A 13669-nucleotide genomic window follows, 5' to 3' on the forward strand; every position below is an offset into this window, starting at 1 on the left:
GGCGTCGAGCTGGTTGCTGCTGTCGAAAACCAGGATGTCTCCGTTTGGAATGATTGGGAAATGGGCTGCGCCCGCTCGCGGGCGCGCCATGCAAGCCTAGCGGCGCATCATTGAAAGAAATACGTCATCCAAGCAGCCCGGACATGAGCCGTTCGGCCCATGTCCGGGTGACTGCGCCCGGCTGCGTCGCCGCCAGGTTCAGTCGCCATGGCCGATCACCTCGGCGCTGATGAAGGTCGGCCTGAATGCCTGCTTCAGTTCTTCCGCCGCGCGCGCGGCGTCGGCCAGGTTCTGCGCCAGCGCCGCGGTGGTCGACGACACATCGCCGCCCGCGTTGCTGGCGCCGCTCGATGCCGCCGTCACCACACTGGTATCGGCCACCGGCGTGCCGCTCGAGCTGCCGGACACCGAGATGTTGTCCGCCCCCAGCACCACCTGCGCAGCAATGTTGAGGTTACCCGCGCGGATGCCGGCGTCGCCGGCGTTGACGGTACCCCTGGGAGCGATAAGGTCGACGTCACCGGCTGCCGTGCCCAGCGCACCGATGCCGCTGCCGGACGCCGCCCCCTGCAGTTCCTGCGTGACATTGCCCTGGGCATCCACCTTGATGACCGGCGGCGGCACCGCGGTTGCCGTTTTCTTGCCCTTACCGGCGTCGATGTCGCCCTCGCTCGACCACAGCAGCACGTCGCCGCCGCCGACGGTGAGAATGCGCGACTGGTTGACCAGCACGTCATCGCGCGCGAAGCCGCGGATATCGCCATCGGCCACCGTCACCATGCCCAGCACGTCGTTGCCGACGTTGACCAGCGCGGCCGGCGTATTGGCCAGGCCGACGATGAGATCGCCGCCAGGCAGCAGGAACTCGATGTCCCCGCCACGCTCGGTCTTGACGCGGCTGGCGAACAGGTTCATCTCGCCCTGATAGTGCGCGGAGCTGCCGTCGGCCGCCTTGTCGCCGATGCCGGGGAAAACCAGCTCCAGCGCGGCATAGCCCCGTGCATAGTCGGCGGCATAGGGACTGGATGCCTCGTTGGAATCGCGCCCGCTGGTGCGCAGCGCGGTGAACAGCATCTCGCGCACGCGCGTGCGCCGGGCATCCGCATCCAGCGCATCGACCTGGGCCACCGCAGCCAGCGCGCCGCCTGCCGTCAGCGTGGCGTCGCCGGTCAGCCAGCGCGCCTGCCACAGCGTGGCATCGTCCGGCTCGCCGGCTTCCAGTTTGGCCATCAGTCGGTCGACCACGGCGACATAATCGACCCCGTCCGGGCCGACGCCGGCGGCCAGATGAATGTTCGCACCACCGGCCGGCAGACCCGGATTATCGAGATCGCCCCGGCTCACGATGCCCGCCGAGGTTCCCAGATCGATATGACGCCCGGCCGTCACTTCCAGCCGGCCGGGGCCGCCGATCCAGATGCGGTCGCCATCGGTGCGGCGCGACCCCGACGAGAAGCGCACGTCGCGTCCCGCCTGCACCCGGCTGCGGTTCGCGCTGTCGGGATGCTGGGCCAGGATGCTGAGATCGCGCACATCACGCCCGGCGCGCACATCGATCGCCTTCGGCACGTTCACCACGGTGTTCTTGCTGCCGTCGCCAAACGTGCCCGACACACCCTCGACATCGTTGTTCAGCGCGTAGATGCGGGCTGGCGTGCCGTCGCCGGCATGCACCGGAGCGGCCGCATGCAGCTGTCCCGGGGCCGGCACCGTCACCGCCACCGCGACCTGTCCCGGACGGGCTACGCTCGGGATACTGGGCGCATCGCGGTCGCTCATGACGAGCGTGGCGTTGAGCTTCACCGAATCCCGCGCCAGCAGGTTCAGCTTGCCCTGTGCCGCCGGCACCAGGGTCAGGATGCCGCCGGCAGGCTGGTCATGGATCAGGATGTCGCCCTGGAATGCCGTGGCATCCAGCGTCGGCGGCAGGTAGGCCAGCAGATCCAGCTGGCCCTGCTGCTTACCGTCCTGGGTATCCAGCAAGGCGGGATAGGCCACCTTCAGGCTCGACACGGCATCCGAGCCGTTCATGTTGTGCAGCGTCACCGCACCGGCGAGGCTCGCCAGGCTGACCGCGCTGTCGTCCGAGTAGGTCGAGAACAGGCTCTTGCGGATCTGCGTCGCTGGACTGACGTTGAACAGGGCTGCATTCGCGCCGCTGGACTGGACGGCCCAGTGCGGATTCATCACGGTATGGATGTTCACCGCATCCCGGGCCTGCACCCGGGCCTGCGCATCGCCCAGCGCCAGGATGGTGTAGACCGGCTTGTTGAACACGTCCTGGCCGCTGTCTACCTTGCCGCCGGCTTTCAGCACCACCTCGCCGCGGTCGGCGTAGTACTGCCCGCCCAGCACGTCGCCACCGGCCTCCACCCGTACCGTGCCGCCGCCGGTTTTCACCAGGGCGGCCGCATTCGGCGTCGCAGACGCCATGCGCGCCTGCGTCGGAGTACTGGCCGACACATTCTCGACCCTGCCGTCAGCGGCGATGCGCACGTCACCGCCGCCGAGCGCGCCGACACCCTGCTGGAACTGGTCGAAGCGCACCCACCACGCCGGCTGTACGGTATAGGCCGAGCCGTCCGCATTCAGCCGGCCCTGGCGGAACAGCCAGTTGTTGAACAACTGCGCCGAAGCCGCGCCGACGATGTCGCGCTGCGCCGCGAGACTGACGTCGCCGCCGCGCTCGCTGAATTTCGCATGGGCATTGAGCGGCGGATTGCTGAAGCCGGCGATCGCGTCGGCCGCGCGGCCGGCGGTGTAGATCACGGACTTGTTGTCGGCGAGCCTGATGTCGCGGCCGGCGGCCACCCGGATGTCGCCGGTGCCGCTTCGCACCAGCTTGCCCGCCGCCAGCGTCACGTCGCCGGCATCCTTCACCACTGCCAGCGGGTCGGCTGCGGCAAGGTCGGCGCCGCCGGCCAGGCGGTAGGACCAGGAGTCGTCCGCCAGCAGGTTTGCCGGCGTCGTCCCGGTCGACGTGGTGAATGGCGTGGCATGGCTGAATCCATCCGACAGATTGCTGTTGAGCTTGAGGTTGCCCGCCGCACGCAGCGTCAGCGCGCCGGCCTCGCCGCCGGCACGGCTGCTGCTCAGATTCCAGTCACTGGCTAGCGTGAGGTCGCCCGCCGAGCGCACTTCCACCCCGGACAGGAGGTGGAATGCGGCATCGCCGTCCTTGCCCAGGCGCGTCCTGATCGCCGCATGGCTGGCGGCGTACGCGGCATTGTCGGCGTTGATCGTGGCCAGGCTCAGCGTGGTGCCGCTGCCCCCGCTTGCGGTCAGCGTGCCGATGTTGTCGTACGCCCTGACCGCCTCGACCGCGACCGAGCGCGCGCCGCCAACCGTACTGTCGAGCGCGCCCACCGCCACGTCGCTGCCGGTGCGCGGCGCGCGCAGCAGCAGCGTGCCGCCCTGCCCGCCCGCGCCGCCGGAAACCCCGATGTCACTGCCAGCCGCCAGATCCAGGCTGCCGTCGCGGGTGCCGATCACGATGTCGCCGCCGTCTTCGCCTGCGCCGCTGGATTGCGCCAGAAGTTGCGCACCCGCGGCCACCTTCACGTCACCCTGGGCGAAGAGTTCGATACGCCCGGCTTCCTCGCCCGAGGCATCGAGTTCTCCCTCCACATCAAGCTTGCCGCCATCGACCGCGATATGGATGTCATGTGCCCTGACCGTATCGGCCGCGGCAACGGCGACATCGCCGTTGCGCACGCGCACGCTGCGCGCGCCGTCGAAGCCGCCGCTGTCGAACGCTGCATTCAGCGCGGAGAAGCTCGCCAGCGTGCCGGTGTCCACCTCGATCCGGGCACCGTCGCCACGCTGGCCTGCGTTATCCGGCGGGGAAGCGCCGTCGAGGCTGCCGTCGGCAAGCGTGACGCTGCCCTGGGCCGCCCGCACACGCAGGGTGCCGGCATCGCCGCCGGTCGCGGCGGACACATCGACCTTTGCCGCGGCAGCGAACGCCACATTGCCGGTCTCGCTGACGAATTCCGCCGTGCCGCCCCAGCTCGGCTTCGTCACGTCGAAGAACCGCACTTCGCGGCCGGCGACATCGACGCCTGCATTCGCGCCCAGTGTCACGTCGCCACCGGTCGCGGTGAGCCTGAAGCTGCCGGACGGCAGCTCGGCCTTGCCGTTGAAATCGACCGACGTGCCCTGCAGCGTCCAACTGGCACCCAGTGCGGTGACCGGCGCAAGTGCGCGGCTGGCGGCATGCTGGCCCGCGACGAGCGCGCCGTCGGCATGCAATGCCTGATCGGCGCCGCGCTCACCGCTGATGCGGGCCACGTTCAGGGTCACGGGCGCGGCCACGTCGAGCCTGCCTGTACCCGACCCCAGCAGTTCGTTCGCGGTGACGGTCACCGCGCCAAAGCCCATAATTTTTTTGTTGCCCTGCCCCAGCGTCAGGGTATCGGCGCTCACGGCAAGCGTGCCGCTGCCGGGTGCGCCGCCCGGCGTGAAAGCCGAGGCGTTGCCGGGGTTGGTCAGGGCGAGGTGTTTCGCGTTGATCTGCGCGGTCTCGCCTGCGTTGTCGATGCCCGCCAGCCCTGCGCCCTGCAGCAGCAGATTCTGCAGAACGGGAACGCCATTTTCGTCCAGCTTGCCGACGGCCACTCCGCCATACAGATCGAAGCTGGAATAACTNGTGAGCGCCAGCTCCGCCAGGTCGATGGCATCGAGATCGGCCTGCGTATAGGTGAGGCCTTCGCTCGCATCAGGTACGGCGCCGAAATTGATGCGCGTCGCGCCCACCGCCAGCCTGCCGGCAACGGGTGCGCCGTTTCTGGCGAACACGGCCGAGCCCTTGAAATCATTGACCTGGGTTGCGTCGAGCGCGATCGAATCAGCGGCGGCGATGGTGCTTTCGGCCTCGCCCATGAGCGCGCCTGCGCTGCGATCGGGGCTGCCGGTCCGCGCAAAGCCCGCGCGCGTCGAGGCGGCCCGCACGAACGCGCCGTTGCCCGCTATGCGGTACGCCCCGGCGTCGCCCGATTCGCCTTGCGCGTCGATGGCGCTGCCCGCCCTCAGCGTCAGGGTATCTTTCGCCGCCAGCATCACTTCGGCGGCTTTCAGCGCGTGATCCGCGTCGTTGGCAAGCACGACGGCATCCGCACCGACCGTGATCGTCGTCGACTCGCCGCTGCTGCTGCGCGTACCGCCCAGCAGCAGGCTGTCCGCGCCCAGCGCGTTGAGTTTGCCGGCGTCGAGCACGACCGCATCGGCGTCGATGCCGCTCGGCGTACCGCTGGCGACAGCGAGTTTGAGCGCGCTGATATCCACCTGCGCACCCCGTCCGCCCGGCGCAGCGACAAAGTGATACGCCGCATCCAGTTTGAGCGCGTCTGCGCCGCTGCCGCTCGTGCTCACCGACAGCAGGCCGGCATCCTGCGGGCGATGTTGGCCGTCGGCGAAGAATTGCGAAGCCCGGGCCAGAGAGAATTCGGAACGTGCGCGCACCTGGTCGCGCGTCATCACGAGCACGCCCTGCCAGTTCGCATCTTTCGGCGCGCCAGGCCGGCTGTCGGTCACATAGCCTGCGGCGATGCGTACCCCATCCTGGCGACTGTAGGCCTGTCCCGGCAACACGTTCCGGATGCCGCTGTCGAGCTTGACCGCATACGCGCCAGGCAGCAGCGCGTAGTGCGCGGGGAGCAGGGTATACACGCCGTCCGCCAGCCCCGGCACGCCGGACAGATAAACCGCCTCGCCGCTGGCGCGGTCGAAACCTTCCTGCGGGTCGGCAGGCGCAAAACCGCCAGCGTAGCCGGGCAGGATGGCATAGGTGGCCTTGTCATTGAGGATGTCGCGCGAGCCGCCCGGGCCGACGGTGAACTCCCAGGCCTGCAGATCGCCGCCGCCGGCGAGGTCGAACCGGGCGCCGGCCTGCATGTCGATGCTGGCAGCTTCGGTACGGATCGATTTTTCCGTCAGCCCGTCCTGCGCGATCTGGCCTGCCGGCACTTTGGCCGGATCGAGGTCGACCACCCAGTCGCGACCGTTCTGTAGCTTGCCGAAAGGCAGCAGGCTGCCCGGCGCCGCCGCAACCGAGGTGAGGCTGCCGTCCCTGAATACCAGCGATTCGCTCGCCTTGAATTCCAGCTGGCCGAAGGGTGCCCACAGGTTGCCGTCCTGCACGATATGCTTCGCGTCCACCGTCAGGCTGCCCAGTGCCGACAGGGGCTGCACCGGCGCATCGGTAGTGCGGCTGAAGCTGACCGTCCTGCCGGGCGCCAGGATGCTCGCCTGACTCCAGGTTGCGGGCGCCACGACGGCGCCGTGGAACGCCAGGTCGGCGGCGGATTCGATCCGCGCGCTGGGCCGCGTGGGCGCCGTCGCGACCGTGGTGCCGCGCAGGCGAACGGCCTCGCTGCCGCTCAGTTCGGCACGCGCCATCCCGCGCAGCCGCAGATTGCCCGCCAGCTCCAGCAGGCGCGCATCGACCTTCAACACCCCCGAACCGGAATAGGCGCCGTCGCTGCCCAGGCGGTAGCCATCGTAGTTGCCGAGCAGGGCCGCATCGGCGGCGATGGCGGTATTGCCGCCGACCGTCTCGATGCGGGCGGCGTCGAGTTTCACCTCCCGCAGCGGCAAGGTGCGGCCGGCGCCCAGATTCAGTCCGTCTTCCAGCCGGATCGCATCGCGGCTGGCAAGTGCGATGCGATCGAATCCGGCCTGTTCCAGCGCATCGGAAGCAATACGGGCGCGCACCGGGCTGGCATCCGGGATCGCGTCGCCCGGGGTCAGGCCCGCCGCCTGCGGCGCCACCGTGGGCGCCAGGCTCAGCACGCGGCTCTGCGCGTCGTAGGTGGCCTGACCCTCCTGCCGCGCGTTCCTGCTCAGGGTGGCGCTGAAGCTGCCGCCCCGATGGGAGGCGCTGCCGGCGTGCGCCGCCAGGGTGCCGTCCAGCAGCATGCCTTCCTCGGCAAACACGCTCAGCGTGCCGGCATCGCTGCCCACCAGACGGCCCAGTCCGCCGGACTCGCTGGGCATATCCAGACGCACCGGTGCGGCGCCCGAGACGTCGATGCGCGACCCCGCTTCCGTCACCACGTAGCCGGTCTGTGCGTCCAGCCTGACCGTGCCGCCGGCGAGGACCTCGCCCTGCGTCAGCCCTTTGCCGTCGGTGTAGGTCCGCGCGATGCCCGACACGTCGAGCACGGCCTGTTCGCCCAGCCAGATCGGGTTCAGATTGGCCGGCCCGAACACCGCGCCGTTGCTGCGATCGAGCGTGGCGTCGATGGTACCGCCGCGCGCGATCAGCCGACCTTGGATGTCGATCGCGTTGCGCGCCTCCAGCGCGATGCGCGCGCCGGGATCGACCTCGATACGCGCACCCGTGCCGACCCGGATCTGGCCGGTTCCGGCGCCCGCCTGTTTGGCGGCCAGGCTGAGATGGGCGGCCTGGCGCACCCGGTCGTCGCGTTTCACGACCCGGGCGAAGTCTTCCACGCGGCTGCCGCTGGGGCGCAGCGCATACTCCGGCTGCACCTCCAGGCTGACGACGGTGGGGGTGATCGCGGTGTCGTCGGCGACGCTGAGCATGTTGAGCGCGGTCAGGCTGAAATCGGCAAAGCCGCCGCGTTCGAACAAGCCGGTCTCCAGATTCAGCGTGCCGTAGGCCGCATCAGGCGCGCCGCCTACCCGGATGGTGTGGCTCGCCAGGCTGAGCTTGCCGCCCTTGCCGGTGGCGTGGCCCGCCAGATTGTCAGCCACCCCCTCGACGTCGTACGCCGCCACGCTGATATCGCCGCCCTTGCCGGCGACCAGGGTGCCGTCGGCCCGCACATGGCCGCCGCTGCCGACGTCAATGCGCGCGTTCTCGCCGAGTTCGATCTCGCCTTGCGCAGTGTAGGCGCCGCCGCTGGCGCTCACATCGGCGGCCAGCGTCACCTTGCCGCCATTCACCAGGGGAAGTAGGCCGGCCGGTCCGCCACGTCCCGGCAGTTCGTTCACCCAGGCGCCGCGCGCCGACAGGGTGACGCCGTCGCCCACGGCCAGCCTGGGAGCGGACAGCACGCTGCCGGCGTTGTTCCTGGCAGCCAGATCGATCGTTCCGCTGCTCGCCTCGATATCCGCCAGCACCGTCAGGCCATTGGCGACGATGCGCACACCACCGCCCTGCGGCGCGCGCAGCGCCTCGCGCACCTCGGCGGCCTGGTTGCTGAAAATCTCCAGCGTCGCCACCTTGCCCCACCCCATCAGCGCGGGATTCACCACCAGCGCGTCCTTGAGTGCTTGCGGCAGCACATCGCCGAACTTGAAGCCGGACGGCAGGGTGGCCCCGGTGCTGCTCACGTCCACTCGCTGGTTGAGCTTGTAGTCGTTGAGCGTGCCGTCGCCGATCGCATCGGTACCGAAAGTCAGGCGTGCGCCTGCCGGCTGCAGGCCGGCGCCGCGTTGCAACTCGCCGGTCGTGGTGCGGCCCTGCACATCGGCGGTCTGCATCGCCACGGCCTTCATTCCAACCACGTCCAGCGCACCGGCGTCCTTGCCTTCGACATAGCCGGGGTCGTAGCGGTAACTCTGTCCCAGGTCGATCACTTCCTTGCGGTTCCAGCGACCGTAATCCTTCACGTAACGCGTGGCGATGCCGTCGTAGCGCGTCGCGGCGTCGGCATCGGCCAAATCGACCAGCCTGCCATTGCTGGAGAGCAGCGTGGTTTTCACGTTGGCGGCGGTGTACTGCACGCTGCCGCCCGAGAGATCGATGGTCACGCCGTTTTCCAGGATCGTTTCGCCCTGCGAGCGGATCGCCACGCTGCCGCCCGCGGTCGAACGTTCGGCCACCGTGCGTCCCAGATTGGCCTGGTAGCTTTCCAGGCTGTCCTGCGCGATGAGCGTGGATTCACCGGCCTCGGCCCTGGCAAGTGCACGGTTGACGTCGACGTAGACCTTCTCGCCGCGCAAGGGGCCTTCCTGGTTGGCCGGCGTATCCTTCAGTTCGTCGCCGCGCAGTTCCACTTCGACGCCGTTGCGCGCGGCGGAGACCCGCACGTTCTCAAGCCCCGCCACGCTGATGCGCGCGCCGGCGGCGACATGGATGCGCGCCGTGTCCGACGCGGCCGTGCCGGCCCCGTCGAGCGAAGTCTTCTGGCGCAGCGTGGAGGGATCGTCGACCGCATCCATGCGCACTTCCGCCGCGGGCGCGTCGATGACGGCACCGCCTGCCATGCGAATGTCCTGCCCCAGCACCCGCACCTTCGATGCCCTGGCGAGACCGGCCCCGGTCGTGCCGTCCAGCACGGTGGTGGCGTCGGCCACCTCCGGCAACACTTCGGTCAGGCTGCTCCCGCCCAGCACCACGCGGCCGGAACGGGTCGAATCGACAGGCAGCTCGCCGCCGCCGGACTGGGTGTCCTTCGCCAGCAGATACACCGAGCCGTTGGACACCACCGAGGTGGTGGCGCGCGCGATGCCCAGCTGGTTCACCGCATAGCCGACCATGGTGACGTTGCCGCGCGGGGTCGAAAGCTCGCCCAGGTTGGTGACGTGGCCCAGCTTGTCCTCGGACGCGTTGGCGAGGCTCACTGCCTGGCCGTCGAGCTCGCCATCCTTCATGCCGGCGTTGGCCGTGTCGAAGCCGGTCAATCCGGCCGGGCTGTCCACCTCGACCAGCAGACCGCGCACATTCGCATCCTCGTCCGAGGCCGAACGCAGATACACCCTGCCGCCCGCCCCCGCGATCACCTGACCGTCGGGCGCCGTCACCGAGCCCTTGTTGACCACTGTGGGGGCGATCAGCATCACCCGCCCCTGGCTGCCCGCAGTGATCCGCGCGCCTTCGAACACCTTGATGAAGCCGCGCCCTTCGCCGCCTTCGAAGTCTTTTTCAAACTGCGGATTGCCCGTGTCTCCCAGGAATGAATTGAGAAAATAGACGTCCTTGATATCCAGCGAGCTCGCGGTGAAGCTGTTCAGGTTCACCTGTGCGCCGCCCATGAAGGCGATGCCGTTGGGGTTGACCATCGTGAGGCTGGCTGTCTGGCCGGATGCCTGCGAAATACTGCCCGCGATGACGCTGGGGTTCTGGTCATGAATCCGGGCGAGCACCGAAAAATTGGCGCCTTGCACCAGGTTTTGTGTGGCGAGGCTGTCAACCTGGCGGAGCTGCACGTTGTGGCCTGCGCTGATGTTGAAGCTCTGGAAATTGACGATGGCCTTGTTGCCCACCTGGTTCAGATAGGCCTGCATGCCGCTCGCCTGATAACTTGCCGTGGTGCCCGGCACGGCAAAATTTACGCTCGCGACCGGCAGTTCGGCCTGGACCGGCCCCGCCAGCAGCACGCCGGCCAGCGCCAGCGCCGGACCGCTCGCCGCTTTTCCCTGGCGGCGCGCGGTTTCCGCCACCGGCACCATCATGCCTGAAGTTATGTTGAACACCAGCCGATAACGGTTGCGATTCATGGGGTTTCCTTTAGCGCTGCGGCGCGAATAAAAAACAGGCGGCGCGGCAGTTATCCTCGTGCCCGGGGTACGGGTGCCTAGCTTAGCCCCGGGATAGGTCTTGCCTGTGTCATCCGGAATGAGCCGATCGGCTCATTCACCATTCGTAGCCCAGTCTGAAATGCCCGCGGCTGTCGCCCTTTTCGGTATCACCCAGGTCCCGCAGCGCCACCGCCCAGTCGATGCCGGCGGAGACGCCGCGCCATCCCTTCAGGCGCAGGCCGATGCCGGCGCCGGCCAGGGTGAAGCGGTCGTCCGCGGTGATCGGCTCGCGCACATGCACATAGCCGCCGTCGACGAAAACCAGCAGATGCACATCGTCGAGCGAATCGGCCAGGCGCTTCGCAAAATTCGGCGTCGCCGCCTCCAGGCTCAGCGCCACGCCGTTGTCGCCCAGCGCGGCGGATTCGAGATAGCCGCGCACGCTGTCGACGCCGCCGATGGCGAACTGCTCGTTCGAGATCAGCGGCTGCGCGGCGAGCTGCCAGCTACCGCGCAGCTCGGCGCCCCAGCCGCTGGCCCAGCGCTCGCTGTGCGATGCGGTGCCGCGCAGATAGGCGTAATTGGCGCGCCCCTTGTAGCGCTTGTCGGCGAACTCCTGCTCGTCCGCCACCAGGCCGCGCAGATGGAAATTGAATGCCGCGCCGAGCCTGGTGCTGCGCCCCTCGCCCAGCCAGGTGCCGTCCCAGCCCACGGTGAACGGCAGGTAGGTGATCGGCGTGTTGAAGTCGCCGCCGCCGATCAGCGCGACCGACTGATCGAAGTCCTTGTAGTCCACCCCCATCGTCGCGGTGTGAAAGAAGCCTTCGCCGCGGCCGCGCAGCGGCACGATGTAGCGCGCCCCGAGGATGGTGCCGTTGCCCAGCACGTTGAGCGTGCCGACCGCCGCAACGTCGGATTCCGACTTGACGCCATACAGCGCAAGGTAGTTGCCCGACGCCAACGGCCAGGTGTAGCTGGCCGAGAACACCCGGCTTTCGTCAGTGTTCTCAGGCGCGGTCTGCAGCGTGATGCCCAGCCCATGCTGCTTCTGCCACAAATTGTCCCAGCGCAGGCTGGCGGTCAGGCGCGAGCGTGTCGTGTCCTGGCTATAGCGATCGTTGAGCTCGATATTTCCATGGAGCGGCAGGCGATCCTGCACCTTGAGGTCGACCTCGACCGTGCCCGGCGTCTTGCCGGGGCGCAGCACTGGCGTGATGCGGCGGTCGGCCGAACGGTTCAGCGCCGCCAGTTCCTTCTGCATCTGCGGGAAATTCGGCACCGTGCCCTCGGCCAGCTCCGGCACGCCCGCCTTGATCTCGCCGAGGCTGAAATAGCGCGACTCGACCACACGCAGCCGCTCCACCGGCGCCTCGGTCACCGCCAGCTTCACCACGCCGCCCTCCACCTTCTGCTGCGGGATGCTCACCAGTACGGTGAGGTAGCCCGCGCCGTGATAGGCCTTCTCCAGCGCCTCGCGCGCCTTTTCCACGTCGGCGAGGCTTCTCTTTTCGCCGAGATGCGGATACACCGCCTGCTCGACCGTCACCACCGGCAGCAGCGTCGTGCCTTCCACCCGGTATTCGAATACGTCGAAACTGGCTTCCTGCGCATGGGCTGCGTTCATCGCACCCAGCACCGCAAGCCACACCATCCAGAACAGATTCATCATCATTGCTCAGGCTGTTCGCACAGCCTTCGATTGCCACGAGCCCGCGGCGTCACAAAACGAAACGGGCGATACGCGGTTTCCCGCGTATCGCCGCCACATCATCCCTCCCCGCGCAGGCGGAGGGCGGGTTGCCGCTTAGTCGTTGAAGTTACGGTTGTACGGCGCACACTGGTTGCCGTTCAGGTAAGCCGCATCCAGCACCTGGGGGCCGCTGTAGGCGCCGCCGGGGATCGCCGCAGCGACGTTCTTCAGGTCGGAAATGCCGGCCAGAATGGCGGGGTTCTGGGCGTTGACCAGGAACTTGTCGAGCACGGCCTTCTTGGCGCCGGTGGTGCGCGAAGGCACGTTGAAGGAAATCCAGCCCTGCAGATCCCAGTCGCCGTTCTCATAGGTCGCCAGGGTCGGGAACTTGCCGTCGCCGCTGGTGACAGGCGGCAGTGCGGTGTTGTCCCAGGTCATGGTGCCGGCGCCGTCGAGCGAACGGAACTGCCACTGACCCGTGGCTTTGGAATCCTTCAGGCTGTCCATCGACAGCACGCCGATGGCCTTGTGGCCGCCCGCACCGAAGTCGACCGTCACCGGGTTGCCGGCGCGATCCTTGGTGGCGTAGGTGCCGCCGTCCACGGCCTTGATCAGGCAGTTGCGCACGTCGCCGGAGGTGGAGTTCTCGATCACGATCGGCGCGCCGATATCGCCCGTGTGGGTGAAGGTGCGGCTAGCCGGATCCCAGGTGGCGCCGGTACTGTCGCGGTCGAGGGGGATATTGACCAGATTTTCGCTACAGGGAAAATTGCCTGCCCACAGGTTCATCACGGCCTGGGTGCCCGAGCCCGGGGTACGGCGGCAGATCACGATGTCGCCGCTGAGGCTGCCGTCGACCTGGTCCCAGGTGCCCACGTTGCCGGACATGATGGCAGAGACGATGGAGCGGGTGAATTTGGTGGTGGCGGGCACGTTATTGGTGACCGGAATGCCGAACGACAGGCCATAGATGGCGGTGGCGGTCAGGTCGGCCAGCTCGGCAGCGTTCAGCGAAGCGGCAGCGACTTCGCCTTCGGTGTTGATCGGCGCCTGGAATATTGCGGGGGCGACATCGGACACGCCGGCGTCGGGCACGCGGGTGTTGGTGCCGCAGACATAGGGGGTGACCGAAGTGCCGGAACCGGTGTCGCCGCAGGCGGCGGCGGTCACGTCGAGCGACTCGATGACTTCGGCGCGGGCAACCGGGTTCACGCCGAACACGGAACCGCCCTTGGTGCGGTAGACGATGATGGCGTTCTGACCGGCCCAGGCGCCGGTGCCGGCGGCCAGCTTGCCGGCGACCGCCTCGAAGTCCTTCGACGAGGCGGTGGTGTTGGCGAAGCGGATCGGCGTCGTGGCGCTATCGAAGGTGGCTGCGATGATGCCGGTGAAGCCCTTCTGCACGGCGGAGGCGCCGGAGATGAAGATGACGCGGCCGTTGGCGTTGGCGTCGTTCAGCACGGCCTGCTCGGCAGCAGTCATGGCGGCGTTGGCGGAACCGGCGGCCAGGGCGGCGACGGCAAAAGCGATTTGATGCAGTTTCATGAAGTG

At 68.3% G+C, this 13669-nt stretch carries 3 protein-coding genes; all 3 read right to left on the minus strand.

Annotation, left to right across the window (positions count from 1 at the left end):
• Positions 1-198: 198 nt before the first annotated feature.
• Positions 199-10407, minus strand: a complete 10209-nt coding sequence (locus B059_RS0113730; RefSeq protein ID WP_018078827.1) for a filamentous haemagglutinin family protein — start codon at positions 10405-10407, stop codon at positions 199-201.
• 136 nt (positions 10408-10543) lie between these two features.
• Positions 10544-12100, minus strand: a complete 1557-nt coding sequence (locus tag B059_RS0113735) for a ShlB/FhaC/HecB family hemolysin secretion/activation protein (protein ID WP_026177529.1) — start codon at positions 12098-12100, stop codon at positions 10544-10546.
• 132 nt (positions 12101-12232) lie between these two features.
• Positions 12233-13663, minus strand: a complete 1431-nt coding sequence (locus B059_RS0113740) for a hypothetical protein (protein WP_018078829.1) — start codon at positions 13661-13663, stop codon at positions 12233-12235.
• Between the last annotated feature and the right edge of the window lie 6 nt (positions 13664-13669).

This window comes from Thiobacillus denitrificans DSM 12475 (genome assembly GCF_000376425.1).
Classification (GTDB): Bacteria; Pseudomonadota; Gammaproteobacteria; order Burkholderiales; family Thiobacillaceae; genus Thiobacillus; species Thiobacillus denitrificans.

Coding starts and splice junctions, on each gene's coding strand:
- B059_RS0113735 (WP_026177529.1), bottom strand. CDS start 12,100: ATGATGATGAATCTGTTCTGGATGGTGTGGCTTGCGGTGCTGGGTGCG.
- B059_RS0113740 (WP_018078829.1), bottom strand. CDS start 13,663: ATGAAACTGCATCAAATCGCTTTTGCCGTCGCCGCCCTGGCCGCCGGT.